Here is a 15,502-nt window from a genome sequence, read left to right on the forward strand (position 1 = left end):
ACGCGGCGACCTGGGAAAACGGCGGTGAAACATGGGGCGCTTCGAGGGTGACACCGTGACACGCGGCACCACCGCAGACGTGACACCGTGCACCTCATACCGGCCATCCGGACTTCCTACGCTCAGCGCACACCGAGCGACCGGAGGTCCCGATGAGCAGAGTGATCCGTGCCGCCGTCTTCCAGACCGCCTGGACCGGCGACAAGGAATCCATGATCCAGGTACACGAGCAGGCGGTCCGGGACGCGGCGGCCCAGGGTGCCCAGGTCCTGTGCTTCCAGGAGCTGTTCTACGGACCGTACTTCTGCCAGGTCCAGGACCCGGCCTTCTACGAGTACGCCGAGCAGATCCCCGAGGGCCCCATCGTCCAGCGCTTCCAGGCACTCGCGAAGGAACACGGCATCGTCCTGGTGCTGCCGATGTACGAGGAGGAACAGCCCGGCGTCCTCTACAACACCGCCGCCGTGATCGACGCGGACGGTTCCTACCTCGGCAAGTACCGCAAGACCCACATCCCGCAGGTCAGGGGCTTCTGGGAGAAGTTCTACTTCCGCCCGGGCAACAGCGGCTGGCCGGTCTTCGACACCAAGGCCGGGAAGATCGGCGTCTACATCTGCTACGACCGCCACTTCCCGGAGGGCTGGCGGGCGCTCGGCCTCGCGGGTGCCGAGATCGTCTTCAATCCGTCGGCCACCTCGCGCGGCCTGTCCGGCTACCTGTGGCAGCTGGAGCAGCCGGCGGCGGCCGTCGCCAACGAGTACTTCGTGGGCGCGATCAACCGGGTCGGGGTGGAGGAGTACGGCGACAACGACTTCTACGGCACCTCGTACTTCGTGGACCCGGAGGCCCAGTTCGTCGGGGAGGTGGCCGGCGACAAGGAGACCGAACTCGTCGTGCGCGACCTGGACATGGCCAAGCTGCGCGAGGTCCGCGACCGCTGGCAGTTCTACCGCGACCGCGCGCCGGGTGCGTACACGCCGCTGACCGCCCCCTGACGGTCGTCCCGGCGCCCACCGCTCCCCCGGCGGGCGCCGGGCCGGCCCGTACGTCATCCGCACCGACCACGGCAGGACAGGGAGAGGGAGCAGCATGAGCAGCCGTACCGTCATCCGCGGTGGCCTCGTCATCACCGCGTCCGACGAGATCCACGCCGACGTCCTGATCGAGGACGGCCGTATCGCCGCCCTCGCCGCGTCCGGCACCCCGGCCGCCGGGGCCTTCACGGCGGAGAGGGTCATCGACGCGACCGGGAAGTACGTGATCCCGGGCGGGGTCGATGTCCACACCCACATGGAGCTGCCGTTCGGCGGCACCTTCGCCTCCGACACCTTCGAGACCGGCACCCGGGCCGCCGCCTGGGGCGGCACCACCACGATCGTCGACTTCGCGGTGCAGAGCGTCGGCCACTCCCTGCGTGAGGGCCTGGACGCCTGGCACGCCAAGGCCGAGGGCAACTGCGCCATCGACTACGGCTTCCACATGATCGTCTCCGATGTGAACCAGGAGACGCTGAAGGAGATGGACCTGCTGGTCGAGGAGGGCGTCACCTCCTTCAAGCAGTTCATGGCCTACCCCGGCGTCTTCTACAGCGACGACGGCCAGATCCTGCGCGCGATGCAGCGCTCCGCCGAGAACGGCGGGCTGATCATGATGCACGCCGAGAACGGCATCGCGATCGACGTGCTGGTGGAACAGGCGCTGGCCCGGGGAGAGACGGATCCCCGGTACCACGGGGAAGTGCGGAAGGCTCTCCTCGAGGCCGAGGCCACCCACCGCGCCATCAAGCTCGCCCAGGTCGCGGGGGCGCCCCTGTACGTCGTGCACGTCTCGGCGATGGAGGCGGTCGCCGAACTGGCCCGGGCGCGCGACGAGGGGCTCAACGTCTTCGGGGAGACCTGCCCGCAGTACCTGTTCCTGTCGACCGACAACCTCGCGGAACCGGACTTCGGGGGCGCGAAGTACGTGTGCAGCACGCCGCTGAGGCCCCGCGAGCACCAGGCCCAGCTGTGGAAGGGACTGAGGACGAACGACCTGCAGGTCGTCTCCACCGACCACTGCCCCTTCTGCTTCGTCGGCCAGAAGGAGCTGGGCCGCGGTGACTTCTCCAAGATCCCCAACGGCCTTCCGGGCGTCGAGAACCGCATGGACCTGCTGCACCAGGCCGTCCTCGACGGGCACATCTCCCGCCGCCGCTGGATCGAGATCGCCTGCGCCACCCCGGCCCGGATGTTCGGCCTGTACCCGAAGAAGGGCACCATCGCCCCCGGCGCCGACGCCGACGTCGTCCTCTACGACCCGAACGCCGAGCAGGTCATGTCCGCCGAGACGCACCACATGAACGTCGACTACTCGGCGTACGAGGGCAAGCGGGTCACCGGCCGTGTCGAGACGGTGCTCTCCCGCGGCGAGCCGGTCATCACCGAGCGGGAGTACACGGGACGCAAGGGTCACGGCGTCTACACCCCGCGCTCCACCTGTCAGTACCTCAACTAGGAGTGGCGCAGATGGACTTCGGACTCGTCCTGCAGACCGACCCGCCGGCCTCCCGTGTCGTCAGCCTGATGAAGCGGGCCGAACGCAACGGCTTCACCCACGGCTGGACCTTCGACTCCGCCGTGCTGTGGCAGGAGCCGTTTGTGATCTACAGCCAGATCCTCGCGAACACCACGAAACTGAAGGTCGGCCCGATGGTGACCAACCCGGGCACCCGCACCTGGGAGGTCACCGCCTCCACCTTCGCCACCCTCAACGACATGTTCGGCAACCGCACGATCTGCGGCATCGGCCGCGGCGACTCCGCCATGCGCGTCGCCGGCCGCAAGCCCAACACCTTGGCCCGCATCAGCGAGGCCATGAAGGTCATCCGGGCCCTGGGCAGCGGCGAGGAGGCCGACCTGGGCGGAGGCACGGTCGTCCGGTTCCCGTGGATCCGGCCCGGCGCCGAACTCCCCGTCTGGATGGCCGCGTACGGCCCCAAGGCCCTGAAGATGACCGGCGAGGAGGCCGACGGGTTCATCCTCCAGCTCGCCGACCTGTATCTGACCGAGTACATGGTCAAGGCGGTGAAGGACGCGGCGGTGGCGGCCGGCCGTGACCCTGACGAGGTGAAGATCTGCGTGGCCGCCCCGGCGTACGTCACCGATGACGACTCGCCCGAGGCGCTGGCCCACGCGCGCGAGCAGTGCCGGTGGTTCGGCGGGATGGTCGGCAACCACGTGGCCGACCTGGTCGCCAAGTACGGCGAGCACACGGGCGCCGTACCGGAGGAGCTCACCGACTACATCAAGGCACGCGAGGGCTACGACTACTCCCACCACGGGCGCAGCGGAAATCCCGACACCCAGTTCGTGCCCGACGAGATCGTGGACCGGTTCTGCGTCATCGGGCCGGTCGAGAAGCACGTGGAGAAGCTGAACGCCCTGCGAGAGCTGGGCGTCGACCAGTTCGCCGTCTACGACATGCACGACGCACAGGAAGCCGTCATCGACGCGTACGGATCGCAGGTGATCCCGGCCGTCAACGGCTGAACCCGTCCCCGTTGGTTCCTCCGATCTCCCCCTCCCCGGGCCCGGGGAGGGGGCCAGGGCGCATCCGCGCACCCCCCATCGGCCCGCACGGCCTTTCCCGACCCACCGCATTGATTGGCCTGCCCATGACCGACACCGCTCCCACGGCGATACCGCCGTCCGCCCAAGTCACCCTCCCCGACGGGCGCGTGGAGATCGCCCAGGGCTCCCCGCTGCCGAGCGGTCCGTACGCCAACGAGGACCTGCTGCCGGTCCCCGTCGAAAGGCGCACCTGGACCACGTACAACTTCTCCGCGCTGTGGGTCGGCATGGCCCACAACACGGCCTCCTGGACCCTGGCCTCCGGTCTGATCGCCGTCGGCATGGACTGGAAACAGGCGGTGTTCACCATCGCCCTGGCCAATGTGATCGTGCTGGTGCCGATGCTGCTCACCGGGCACGCGGGACCGAAGTACGGCATCCCCTTCCCGGTCTTCGCCCGGGCCTCCTTCGGCATCCGCGGTGCCAACCTGCCCGCGGTCGTACGGGCGTTGGTCGCGTGCGGCTGGTTCGGCATCCAGACCTGGATCGGCGGTGAGGCGATCTACTTCCTCGCCGGCAAGCTCATCGGCGACAGCTGGGCGAACGCCGCGAAGTTCGGCGGCTACGCCTGGACCATGTGGCTGTCGTTCGCGATCTTCTGGGCGCTCCAGGTCGTCATCATCTACCGGGGCATGGAGACGATCCGCCGCTTCGAGAACTGGGCGGCGCCCTTCGTGCTCGTCGGCGCGTTCGTCATGCTGTGGTGGATGAGCGGCAAGGCGGGCGGTTTCGGCCCGCTGTTCGACCAGCCGTCCAAGCTCGGCTGGGGCGCGGACTTCTGGAAGCTGTTCGCGCCCGCACTCATGGGCATGATCGGCTTTTGGTCCACTTTGTCGCTGAACATCCCGGACTTCACGCGGTACGGCAAGAGTCAGAAGGCGCAGACGTGGGGTCAGGCGCTCGGTCTGCCGACGACCATGACGCTGTTCGCGTTCCTGTCCGTGATGGTCACCTCGGGTTCGCAGGCGGTGTACGGGGAGGCGATCTGGGACCCGGTGCAGCTGGCCGCCAAGACGGACAACGTCGTGGGCCTGCTGTTCGCCCTGGTCACGGTCCTGGTGGCGACCCTGTCCGTGAACGTCGCGGCCAACCTGGTCTCCCCGGCCTTCGACTTCTCCAACATCGCGCCGCGGAAGATCAGTTTCCGGGCGGGTGCGCTCGCCACCTGCGTACTCGGGGTGCTCATCTTCCCCTGGAAGCTCTACTCCGACCCGCAGGGCTATATCTTCACCTGGCTCGGGCTGGTCGGCGGTCTGCTCGGCACGGTCGCCGGCATCCTCATCGCCGACTACTGGCTGCTGCGCCGCGCCCGGCTCGACCTCGTCGACCTGTACCGCACGGGCGGCCGTTACTGGTACGAGGGCGGCTGGAACTGGCGGGCCGTCGTCGCCTTCGCGACCGGCGGTGTCCTGGCGGTCGGCGGTGCCGACTTCAAGCCGCTGATCGACGGCCGGCCGATCCCCGCGCTGGCCGGCCTGGCCGACTACGGCTGGGCTGTGGGCCTCGGCACCTCGATGGTGCTGTACCTGGTGCTGATGCTGGCGCTGCCCCCGAGGAGGGCCGCCGTCTGACGCGTCCGCTGGAGGACGGTCAGCCCTGCTGACCGTCCTCCAGCGAGGCCACCGCTTCCTTCGCCGCCTTGATGGCCCCCTTGTTGATCACGTCCGTACCGGGTGCCTTCTTCGTCTCGAAGTCGCTGCCGTTGTAGGTGACGACCACCAGCGCGTTGGACGCGCGGACCACGACCACGCCCTCGCGTGTCTGCTGCTTGTCCTCGGTGGTGAGGTTCACGACGGAGTAGCCCGCGTCGCCGACGCCGGGGACCGGGCCTCCGCCGCTCTTCTCCTCGACGCGTTGCCGATAGGCCTTCTCGGCCGCCTCGTCCGTCTCCATGATCTCGTAGGAGACGTCCAGCCAGCGGTAGTCGTAGCCCTCCAACGCGTTCCACGAGCAGGTGCGGCGCACGCTGCGGTCCGTCGACGGGATCTCCTTCCCGGCGGTCTTGGCGCCCGGCACGAGCGACTTGATCGTCTTCTTCGCCAGGCTGGTGCACGGCGCGGGGGAGGAGGCGTACGTCTTCGACGCCGCCGAGGTCGCGGGGGCGGACGCGGACTGGGTGTCCGGCTGCTGCTCCGCCTTGTGCTCGACGGCCGGCGTCGCGGCGAACGGGCCTGACGACAGCGCCCAGCCCGCGACGGCGAGCACGGCCACCGGGGACAGACGTGCGGTCAGGGCGAGCGGCAGGGGAAGGGAACGCACGGCGCACTTTTCGTGGGGGACGGTGTGCGGAGAGGTCCGCACAGCGGACGGTATGACAGTGTCACATGCATCCTTGCGGTGCGGAAGGGTGAACTCGCTCCGTGCATGTGCGGTGACTGCGGCCTGTTGCGCCTCACCTCGTGCCTCTTGCCGCACCTATCGACATTCGATAGATTCCCATCGCAATTCGATAGGAGAGCGTCGATAGAGGGTGGGTCGTGGGAAAGCTGACAGTGCGTGCGCTGCGCGCCGTGCTCGCGGTGGTGCTCGCCGGCACGGTGTTCGTGCAGGCAATGATGGTGTGGGCGTTGGCCACCGACCCGGAGGACGGGTCGCTCCCGCTGACCCCACTGCGCGTGATCACGATCCTGGGCATGGTGTCGGTCCAGGTCGCCGTGGTCTGCGTATGGCGGCTGGTGACGATGGTGCGACGCGGAACCGTGTTCTCCCACGCCGCCTTCCGGTATGTGGACGGCGTGATCGGCGCGATCGTGGCGGCTGCTGTCCTGTGGTTCGCGGTCACGATCATCAACGCGCCGGGCCAGCGGGACGACCCGGGCGTCACCGTCATCATGGGCGGGATCGGCGTGGCCGTCCTGGGGGTCGCGCTCATCGTGCTCGTACTGCGGATGCTGCTCGCCCAGGCCGTCGCGCGCGATGTCGAAGCGGCGCGGATGCAGGCCGAGTTGGACGAGGTGATCTGATGCCGATCGCCGTCGACATCGACGTGATGCTGGCCCGGCGGAAGATGTCCGTGGGCGAGCTCGCGGACCGCGTAGGGATCACGCCCGCCAATCTGGCGGTGCTCAAGAACGGCCGCGCCAAGGCGGTGCGCTTCGCGACGCTCGACGCCCTCTGCGAGGTGCTCGAGTGCCAGCCGGGCGACCTGCTGCGCTGGGAGGCCGAGGACGCCGAGGACGGATGACGTGGATCGCCGATCGCCCCTGGGCAGGACGTCCCGCCGGTGATGCCGCCGTGCGGGTCGCGGACTGGGGCGACGGCCTGACCCGGTCCCCGGGATCTGTGAAGCCCATCCTTGAGAAGGGTCGTTTCTGCACGTCAGGGGCCCTGCCTTCACCCGCCTGAGTGATCCCCAACAGGAGACAGTCGCGGTTGAATCGCAGATGCCACAGGCGAAATCCCGTGGCATTCAAAAGGAAGGGCGAACTCTCCATGACCCTGCCGATTCGACAGCACAACCTCGTTGGACAGCGCATCCTTGCCCTCTGTGCCGCGCTCGCGGCGCTGATCGGGCTCGCGCTCAGCACTCCCGCCCAGGCGGCGCCCGCCGCCCCCGTTGCTCCCTCGGGGCCCGTGGTGATCACCAGCGTGGCCCACACCAACTACCTCATCCCGGACGACGCCGCAGGCGGCAACAACACCTACCTGCAGGTGTACTACCGGGCCGACCACCCGTTCCCGCGCACGTTCCGGTTCACCCCGACCCGGACAGCGCAGGGCGAGACCGTCTACGAGTGGACGATCACGACCACCGGTAACTGCGCGGAGGTACGAGGCGACGCCGGCACCTACGTCTACCTGGCCCCGTGCCAGTCCACGAAGAAGGCTCAGTGGTGGCGGCTGCGGCCCACCGTCGACGGTGATGCCTGGGCCCTGGTGCCCTACCTCAATGAGGACCTCGCGGTGACCGCCACCTACGGCGACGACAACGTTGCGCCGCTACGGGAGATGCCGGGCGGACGCGCAACCGCATCCCAGCTCTGGTTCCTGACCGGCTGACGGACCGGGACAAGGCCATCGCGCGCTCCTCGGGTCGAACCACCGGTTCACCAGGGGAACTTGCGCGGTGGCCTTCTCTTGTTCAGGGGCACAGGCCGATCGGTAGCCTGCTTGGTGATCAGGGGAACGCGGGTCCTGACTCGAACTCCCCAAAAACTCCCCAGGCCGGTTCCCGAGCGCCGATCAGAAGGACCGATGGGCACAAACAGCGAGGTGAGACGCCCATGTTCACCACCCGCCCCACCCTCCAGGGCACCTTCGGCATGGTGTCCTCCACCCACTGGCTGGCCTCACAGTCGGCGATGGCCGTCCTGGAGGACGGCGGCAACGCCTACGACGCGGCCGTGGCGGGCGCGTTCGTCCTGCACGTCGTCGAGCCGCACCTCAACGGGCCCGGCGGCGAGGTGCCGATCCTGCTCGCCCCGGCGGGCGGTGACGTGCGGGTGCTGTGCGGACAGGGCGTCGCACCCACGGGGGCGACGGTCGCGCACTACAGGGGACTGGGTCTGGAGCTCGTACCCGGTACCGGCCCGCTCGCCGCGGCCGTCCCCGGCGCCTTCGACGCCTGGATGCTGCTGCTGCGCGACCACGGCACCAAGTCCCTCGACGACGTGCTGAAGTACGCCATCGGGTACGCCGAACACGGGCACGCGCCCGTGGAGCGCGTCGGCGAGACCGTCGCGACCGTACGGGAGCTGTTCGAGACGGAGTGGACCTCGTCGGCGGAGATCTACCTGCCCGGCGGGCGGCCTCCACGGCCCGGCGAACTCTTCCGCAACCCCGCGCTCGCCGCCACCTGGAAGCGGCTGCTCGCCGAGACCGCCGGGGCGGGCGACCGGGAGGCGCGGATCGAGGCGGCCCGCGAGGTGTGGCGCACCGGATTCATCGCCGACGCCCTGGTACGGCAGGCCCAGCGGCCCACCCTGGACACCAGCGGCGAGCGCCACAGCGGCACCCTCACGGCCGCCGACCTCGCCGGCTGGTCCGCGACGTACGAGACGCCCGTGACATACGACTGGAACGGCTGGACCGTGTGCAAGGCCGGCCCCTGGAGCCAGGGACCGGTCCTCCTCCAGCAACTCGCGCTGCTCCCGCCCGAACTGCCCCGGTACGGATCCGCCGACTACGTCCACCTGCTGATCGAGGGCTGCAAGCTCGCCATGGCCGACCGGGAGGCCTGGTACGGGGACGCGGCCGAGGTGCCGCTCGGCGACCTGCTGTCGGCCCGGTACAACGCGGAGCGGCGCCATCTCGTCGGTGACAAGGCGTCCTTCGAGCTGCGGCCCGGCAGCCCCGGTGGGCGCACTCCGAGGCTGTGCGCCCACGCGCGCGTGGCGGCGGTCGAGGGACCCGGCTTCGACGCGCTGGGCATCGGCGAGCCGACGGTCGCCAAGAGCCCGGCCTCGCCGGTGCCGGGCGAACCAGACGCATTGGGCACTGCCGCCGACGGGAGCACGCGCGGGGACACCTGCCACCTCGACGTCGTGGACCGCTGGGGCAACATGATCGCGGCCACGCCCAGCGGCGGCTGGCTGCAGTCCAACCCCGTCGTGCCCGAACTGGGCTTCCCGCTCGGCACCCGGCTGCAGATGACCTGGCTGGAGGAGGGCCTGCCGAACTCGCTGACGCCGGGCCGTCGACCGCGCACCACCCTGACGCCCTCGATCGCCCTGCGGGACGGCGTGCCCGTCATGGCGTTCGGCACCCCCGGCGGAGACCAGCAGGACCAGTGGCAGCTGCACTTCTTCCTGGCCGTGGCACTGCGCTCCCCGGTGCGCGGCGGCCTCGACCTCCAGGGCGCCGTCGACGCCCCGAACTGGCACAACGACAGCTTCCCCGGTTCCTTCTTCCCGCGCGGCATGCGGCCGGGCAGCGTCACCGTGGAGTCCCGCACGGACCCGGCCGTCGTCGAGGAGCTGCGGCGCCGTGGCCATGAGGTGACGGTCGGCGGCCCCTGGTCGGAGGGGCGGCTGTGCGCGGTCGCGCGGGATCCGGAGACGGGGGTGCTGTCGGCGGCGGCCAATCCGCGGGGGATGCAGGGGTACGCGGTCGGACGGTGACCGTGCGCCCTCATGTTCATGGCGATTCCACCCGGAGTGCACCGGACGGGTGGGGATTGTCAGTGGCGCGTGCTCTCATGGAGTCATGATCGAAGACAGCGAGACCATCGACGAGTTTCTCGCCCAGCGCTCGGCCGACGTGGAGGAGGCGGTCCGCAAGGCGGCCGCGACCGAGATCATGCCGCGCTGGCGGCAGCTCGCCGAGCACGAGGTCGACCAGAAGGCGGGCCCGCACGACCTGGTGACGGACGCCGACCGCAAGGCCGAACTGCAGCTCACCGACGCGCTCGGTTCCCTCCTGCCCGGCTCCGTGGTGGTCGGCGAGGAGGCGGTGCACGCCAACCCGGCGTCGTACGAGGCGATACGGGGCGAGGCCCCGGTCTGGATCGTCGATCCCGTCGACGGGACACGGCAGTTCGTGCGCGGCGAGTCCGGGTTCTGCACCCTGGTCGCGCTGGCGCGCCGCGGAGTCCTGTTGGCCTCCTGGACCTACGCGCCGGCCCTCGACCAACTCGCCACGGCCGTGCGGGGTCAGGGCGCCCACCTCGACGGCGAGCGGCTCCACGCCGGCCCGCCGGAGCCCGGCCGGGACCTGCGGATCGCCGCCTCCCACCCGGACTACACGACCGACGAGGAGAAGCGCGCTCTCCTCGGCCTGTGGACGCCGGGCGTGGCACCGCGCCCCTGCGGCTCGGCCGGTCTGGAGTATCTCGCCGTCGCCCGCGGCGAGTTGGACGCCGTGGCGTTCTCCTGGGAAGCAGCGTGGGATCACGCCGCGGGCGTGCTGCTCGTCGAGGAGGCGGGCGGCACCCACCTGACCCGCGCGGGTGAGCCCTTCCGTATCACGGGCGGCAACGACCTCCCCTTCACCGCGGCCCGCGACGCGGCCACGGCCCGACGGGTGGCCGGTCTGCTCGCGGGCGGGGCAGTCTGATCGCGGGGGCGCCCCCTCGACCGGAGATTGTCAGTCCTCCGGCATATCCTGATCCTCAGTGGCCGTCGGCTGACGAAGGGGTCCGAAGGTGCCGTCGATGCTCGATGCGGTCGTGGTGGGTGCGGGGCCGAACGGACTGACCGCTGCCGTGGAGCTGGCCCGCCGCGGCTTCTCCGTCGCCATATTCGAGGCGCGTGACACCGTGGGCGGGGGAGCCCGCACCGAAGAGCTCACCCTGCCCGGCTTCCGGCACGACCCGTGCTCCGCGGCGCATCCGCTCGGCATCAACTCACCCGCCTTCCGCGCCCTGCCCCTGGAGCGCTACGGCCTTCAGTGGCTGCACGCCGAGCTGCCCATGGCGCACCCGTTCCCGGACGGCTCGGCCGCGGTGCTGGCGAGGTCGGTCGGCGAGACGGCCGCCTCGTTCGGACCACGCGACGCGGGCCGGTACCGCAGGCTGGTCGAGCCGTTCCTGCCTCAGTGGGACACGCTGGCCCGTGACTTCATGTCCCTGCCGCTGACCGCGCTGCCCCGTGACCCGGTGACCCTCGCCCGCTTCGGCCTCGTCGGCCTGCCCCCGTCGACCTGGCTGATGCGCCGCTTCCGCGACGAGAAGGCCAAGGCACTGTTCTCCGGCCTCGTCGCCCACGTCATGGCCCCGCTCGGCGGTTTCGCCACCGGCGCCATCGGCCTGGTGTTCGCCCTCGCCGCCCACGCCCGCGGCTGGCCCGTCGCCCGCGGCGGCTCCCAGTCGATCTCCGACGCCCTCGCCGCCCACCTCAAGGACCTGGGCGGCACGGTCCACACCGACTACGAGGTCAAACGCCTCGACGACCTGCCGCCCGCGCGTGCGTATGTCTTCGATACCTCGCCCACCGCCCTCGCCCGGATCGCCGGCTTCGGCCGGTACTACGAGGGCTATCGCTACGGCCCCGGCGTCTTCAAGATCGACTACGCCCTGGACGGTCCGGTGCCGTGGACCGCGCGGGAGGCCCGCGTCGCGGGCACCGTGCAGATCGGCGCGAGCAGCGCGGAGATCGGCACCGCCCTGCGCGCCGCCTCCCGCGAGGGCCGCGCGCCCGACAAACCCTTCATGATCACCGTGCAGCCCAGTCTGGTCGACCCCACCCGGGCCCCGGCCGGCAAGCACGTCTTCTGGGCGTACGGCCACGTCCCGAGCGGCTGGACCGGCGACCTCACCGACGCCATCGAACGCCAACTGGAGCGCTTCGCCCCCGGTTTCCGCGATCGCGTCCTGGCCCGTGCGACCGCGGGCCCGCCCGAGATCGCCGCCCGCAACGCCAACTACATCGGCGGAGACATCGCCTCCGGCGCGGTCTCCGGCCTCCAGCTCCTGCTGCGCCCCAAACTGTCCCTGTTCCCGTACACCACACCGCACCCGGCCGTCTTCATCTGCTCGTCGGCCACCCCGCCGGGGCCGGGCGTGCACGGCATGTCCGGACACAACGCGGCGAAGGCCGTCTGGAGGAGGCTGAGGCAGACATGACCAGCATCAGGCTCGTCCAGGGCGACATCACACGCGAGCGCGTGGACGCGATCGTCAACGCGGCGAACTCCTCGCTGCTCGGCGGGGGAGGCGTGGACGGCGCGATCCACCGGCGCGGCGGGCCCGCGATCCTTCAGGAGTGCCGCAGGCTCCGCGCCTCGAAGTACGGCAAGGGCCTGCCCACGGGCCAGGCGGTCGCCACCACCGCGGGTGAGCTGGACGCGCGGTGGGTGATCCACACGGTGGGCCCGGTCCACAGCCCGACGGAGGACCGCTCCGGCCTGCTGGCCTCCTGCTACCGGGAGTCCCTGCGCGTCGCCGACGAGCTGGGCGCTCGTACGGTGGCCTTCCCGGCCGTCTCCACCGGCGTCTACGGATGGCCGCTGGACGACGGTGCACGGATCGCGGTGGAGACGGTGGCGAACACGGAGACGGCCGTGGAAGAAGTGCGCTTCGTGCTCTTCGACGACCGGGCGTACGCGGCCTTCGCCGCGCACGTGGGCTGAGGGCGCGGCTGCCGGCCTGCCTCAGTGGTAGGAGTGGACGACCGCATGGCCCCTGCCGCGGCCGATCATCCACTTGTTCACCGGAGTGGTGATCAGGAAGGCCACCGCGAAGCCGCCCAGCAGGGCCGACCAGAACAGGCCGTCGGACAGGCCGGCGTCCATGGCGCCCGGGGTGAGGGCGACGATGGCGTTGTCGACCAGTTCCATCACGGCGATGGAGACGGTGTCCGCGGCGAGCGCGACCTTGATCGCGGACTTGAGGTCCAGGCCGGCCCGGCGCACCGCGAACAGCGTGAACGAGTAGCCGAAGAGGAACGCCAGCGCGATCGCCAGGATCATGGTGGGCACGTTGCCCCACAGCAGGGCCGTGCCGATGACCATGCCGAGGATCTCGCCGATGGCGCAGCCGGTCAGGCAGTGCAGCGTCGCCTTCGCGGCGGTCCCCCAAGGAGCCGCCATCTGGTCGTGGGCGGTGCCGGTGTGGTGAGCGCTGTGGTCCATGACCTCGACTGTATACCCCCTAGGGGTATGTGTCGAGAAGGTCAGCGCAGGGGCTGCGCCCGTGCGATCAGCAGGGCGACGTCGTCGGGGTCGTCGGGGTGCCGGAGGCTGTGGAGGAGCCGGTCGCAGGTTTCCTCCAGGGAGAGGTCCGGCGTGTCGACGAGCTGGAGGAGGGCGTCGAGGCGTTCGTCGAGGGGGCGGCGGCGGGTTTCGACCAGTCCGTCGGTGTACAGGACCAGCTCGTCGGCGGGGCCGAAGCCGACGGTCGTGGTCTCGAAGGGGACCCCGCCGACGCCGAGTGGCGTGCCGGTGGGCAGGTCGAGCAGCCGAGGGTGCCGGCCCTGGCGGACGAGCACGGGAGGCAGGTGGCCGGCGTTGGCGATGTGGCATTCGCCGCGGTGGGGGTCGTAGGCGGCGTAGAGGCAGGTGGCGATGTACTGCTCCAGCCGTGAGGTGAGCGTGTCGAGGTGCTGCAGGACCTGGGCGGGGTCGAGGTCGAGCTCGGCGAAGGCGGCGGTGGCGGTGCGCAGCCGGCCCATCGTGGCGGCGGCGTCGATGCCGCTGCCCATGACGTCGCCCACCACCAGCGCGGTCCGGTCGCCGGTCAGCGGGAGGACGTCGTACCAGTCGCCGCCGATCTCGTAGGCGGCCTGCGCGGGCAGATAGCGGGAGGCGACCCGCAGGCCGGGGAGCCGGGGCGGGTGGTCCGGGAGCAGGCTGCGCTGCAGCGTCTCCGCGGCGTTGCGCACGCTCTGGTGCGTACGGGCGTTGTCGATGCACACCGCGGCACGGGAGGCCAGCTCCGCCGCGATGGCGAGGTCGTCCTCGTCGAAGGGCCGTGGATCGCGGGCCCGGACGAGGCCCAGGAAGCCGAGGACCTGGCCGCGCGCGGTGAGCGGGACGGCCAGGTAGGAGTGGACTCCGGCGCGGGCCAGCAGGGTGGCGGCGGTCTCGTCGCGGGCGATGCGCGTCAGGTCGTTGCCGTCGGCGTGGCGGATCAGGACGGGCCGGCCGGTGCGCACGCACCAGGTGGCCACACGGTCGGCGCCGTACCAGGCGATCTGCCCGGGCGGATCGGCGGCGTCCACGGCGTCGGTGGGGTAGGCGGCCTTCACCGCGAGAGCGCGGAAGGCCGCGGGGCCTTCGCTCGTGGCCCGGCGGTGCTCGTCGATCGCGGAGTCGAGCACGTCGACGGCCGCCAGGTCGGCGAAGTCGGGCACGGTGACCTCGGCCAGCTCACGGGCCGTCTGGTCGACCTCCAGGGTGGTGCCGATCCGGGCGGTGCCGTGGGCGATCAGGGCCAGGCGCCGCCGCGTCTCGGTGGCCTCCTTGGCCGACTGGTACCGGTCGGTGACGTCCACCACCAGGTCGGCCACCCCCAGCACACGGCCCTGTGCGTCCTCCAGCCGGTACAGCGAGATCGACCAGGCGCGCTTGTCCTTCGGGTCGGCCGGCGTGGAGGCGACGACGGTGGACCGGTCGACCAGGGGAACCCCCGTCCGCAGGACCTGCCGCATCGCGGACTCGGCCGGCTCGAACCTCTTGTCGCGCATGATCTCGCGGTACGGGCGGCCGAGGTGCTGCTCCGCGGGAATGCCGTGCATCCGCTCCAGAGCGGGGTTGATGGCCACGTACCGCAGTTCGGTGTCGAGGATCGCGATTCCGATGGGGGACTGGGCGATCAGCCGGGTGGACAGGGCGGCGTCCCACTCGATCTCGTGCAGCATGGGGGAGTCGGTGCCGAGCCCCAGGGCGTAGAACTCGCCGCGGTCGTTCAGCAGGCGCATGGTGCGCAGCTCCACCAGCCGCGTGCTGCCGTCCTTGCACCGGACGGGGAACGTACCGTTCCAGCTCCGTCCGGTCTCCATGACCTCGGCGAACTTCTTGATCACCCAGTCCCACTGCTCTTCGTCGACCAGCAGGCGTGCGGCGAACTTTCCCAGCACCTCCTCGGCGCCGTACCCGTACAGCTCCTCGGCCTGCGGACTCCACAGCACGACCCGCCCGCCGGCGTCCACCAGTACCGCCGCCACGCCGAGGAGGTCCAGCAGCCCGCTCGGCTGCGTCGGCCCGCTCTCCGGGCCGCGGACGCCCGCCCAGCCGACGCGCGCCTCGGGCCATCCGGCTCCGCTCATCGCAGGCACTCCTTCCGCCTGCCCGCGCCGCACGGGGCTCCGCCGGACTGGTGGAAGCGGGGCCCGTCACTGTCTGCAGGCGCTTAGGCCTCCATCGTCCCCCCGGACGACAGGCCCCGTCCACGCGGCCGACGCCCGGCGCCCCCCTCGGCGATCCGGCGCCCTGCCCCGGATCGGCAACAGCCCCGCACGGGCCACCGGTTGGCCGAGGACGGCCGCCATCCGGCCGACTTGCCTCGATGGCCGTCAAAA

The 15,502-nt window shown here is 70.8% G+C and carries 14 protein-coding genes; 11 read left to right on the forward strand and 3 right to left on the reverse strand.

What is annotated here, in order from left to right:
* The first annotated feature begins 152 nt into the window (after nucleotides 1-152).
* From NW895_RS38360 to NW895_RS38375, 4 genes are all read left to right on the forward strand, one after another.
* Nucleotides 153-995 carry a nitrilase-related carbon-nitrogen hydrolase gene (locus NW895_RS38360; RefSeq protein WP_289941649.1) on the forward strand — a complete coding sequence of 281 codons (843 nt, stop codon included), beginning with the start codon at nucleotides 153-155 and terminating at the stop codon, nucleotides 993-995.
* 94 nt (nucleotides 996-1,089) lie between these two features.
* The gene (hydA, locus tag NW895_RS38365; protein WP_289941650.1) at nucleotides 1,090-2,493 is read left to right on the forward strand and encodes a dihydropyrimidinase; all 1,404 of its coding nucleotides are present in this window, start codon (nucleotides 1,090-1,092) and stop codon (nucleotides 2,491-2,493) included.
* 11 nt (nucleotides 2,494-2,504) lie between these two features.
* Entirely contained in the window at nucleotides 2,505-3,527 is a 1,023-nt protein-coding gene (locus tag NW895_RS38370; RefSeq protein ID WP_289941651.1) for a TIGR03842 family LLM class F420-dependent oxidoreductase, read from the forward strand.
* 125 nt (nucleotides 3,528-3,652) lie between these two features.
* Entirely contained in the window at nucleotides 3,653-5,179 is a 1,527-nt protein-coding gene (locus NW895_RS38375) for an NCS1 family nucleobase:cation symporter-1 (protein WP_289941652.1), read from the forward strand.
* A 19-nt stretch (nucleotides 5,180-5,198) separates the two neighbouring features.
* Here NW895_RS38375 and NW895_RS38380 read toward each other — a convergent pair whose 3' ends face one another.
* Nucleotides 5,199-5,867: a hypothetical protein gene (locus tag NW895_RS38380; protein ID WP_289941653.1), complete on the reverse strand. Its 669-nt coding sequence runs from the start codon at nucleotides 5,865-5,867 to the stop codon at nucleotides 5,199-5,201.
* A gap of 218 nt (nucleotides 5,868-6,085) precedes the next feature.
* On the opposite strand from NW895_RS38380, the gene NW895_RS38385 reads away from it, so the two are divergent.
* The 7 genes from NW895_RS38385 (at nucleotide 6,086) to NW895_RS38415 (ending at nucleotide 12,614) form a co-directional block, all read left to right on the forward strand.
* On the forward strand, nucleotides 6,086-6,571 hold the full coding sequence (locus tag NW895_RS38385) for a DUF2975 domain-containing protein (RefSeq protein WP_289941654.1): 486 nt from the start codon (nucleotides 6,086-6,088) through the stop codon (nucleotides 6,569-6,571).
* Nucleotides 6,571-6,792 (forward strand): helix-turn-helix transcriptional regulator, encoded by a 222-nt coding sequence (locus tag NW895_RS38390; protein ID WP_289941655.1) that lies wholly within the window; start codon nucleotides 6,571-6,573, stop codon nucleotides 6,790-6,792. The genes NW895_RS38385 and NW895_RS38390 overlap by 1 nt, the downstream gene beginning before the upstream one ends.
* A gap of 248 nt (nucleotides 6,793-7,040) precedes the next feature.
* Nucleotides 7,041-7,607 (forward strand): hypothetical protein, encoded by a 567-nt coding sequence (locus tag NW895_RS38395; protein ID WP_289941657.1) that lies wholly within the window; start codon nucleotides 7,041-7,043, stop codon nucleotides 7,605-7,607.
* A gap of 224 nt (nucleotides 7,608-7,831) precedes the next feature.
* Entirely contained in the window at nucleotides 7,832-9,667 is a 1,836-nt protein-coding gene (locus NW895_RS38400; RefSeq protein ID WP_289941658.1) for a gamma-glutamyltransferase, read from the forward strand.
* 85 nt (nucleotides 9,668-9,752) lie between these two features.
* Nucleotides 9,753-10,601: an inositol monophosphatase family protein gene (locus NW895_RS38405; RefSeq protein ID WP_289941659.1), complete on the forward strand. Its 849-nt coding sequence runs from the start codon at nucleotides 9,753-9,755 to the stop codon at nucleotides 10,599-10,601.
* 97 nt (nucleotides 10,602-10,698) lie between these two features.
* The gene (locus NW895_RS38410; RefSeq protein ID WP_289941661.1) at nucleotides 10,699-12,108 is read left to right on the forward strand and encodes an NAD(P)/FAD-dependent oxidoreductase; all 1,410 of its coding nucleotides are present in this window, start codon (nucleotides 10,699-10,701) and stop codon (nucleotides 12,106-12,108) included.
* Nucleotides 12,105-12,614 carry an O-acetyl-ADP-ribose deacetylase gene (locus NW895_RS38415; protein ID WP_289941662.1) on the forward strand — a complete coding sequence of 170 codons (510 nt, stop codon included), beginning with the start codon at nucleotides 12,105-12,107 and terminating at the stop codon, nucleotides 12,612-12,614. Before NW895_RS38410 ends, NW895_RS38415 begins: the two co-directional genes overlap by 4 nt.
* A 21-nt stretch (nucleotides 12,615-12,635) precedes the next feature.
* Here NW895_RS38415 and NW895_RS38420 read toward each other — a convergent pair whose 3' ends face one another.
* Both NW895_RS38420 and NW895_RS38425 read right to left on the reverse strand, forming a co-directional pair.
* A complete protein-coding gene (locus NW895_RS38420) occupies nucleotides 12,636-13,115 on the reverse strand; it encodes a DUF4396 domain-containing protein (protein ID WP_289941664.1) in 480 nt (159 codons plus the stop codon).
* 41 nt (nucleotides 13,116-13,156) lie between these two features.
* Complete coding sequence (locus tag NW895_RS38425; protein ID WP_289941665.1) at nucleotides 13,157-15,250, reverse strand: SpoIIE family protein phosphatase; 2,094 nt, start codon at nucleotides 15,248-15,250, stop codon at nucleotides 13,157-13,159.
* Nucleotides 15,251-15,502: the final 252 nt, after the last annotated feature.

Origin of the sequence: Streptomyces sp. S.PNR 29 (genome assembly GCF_030386795.1) — a bacterium.
GTDB lineage: Bacteria > Actinomycetota > Actinomycetes > Streptomycetales > Streptomycetaceae > Streptomyces.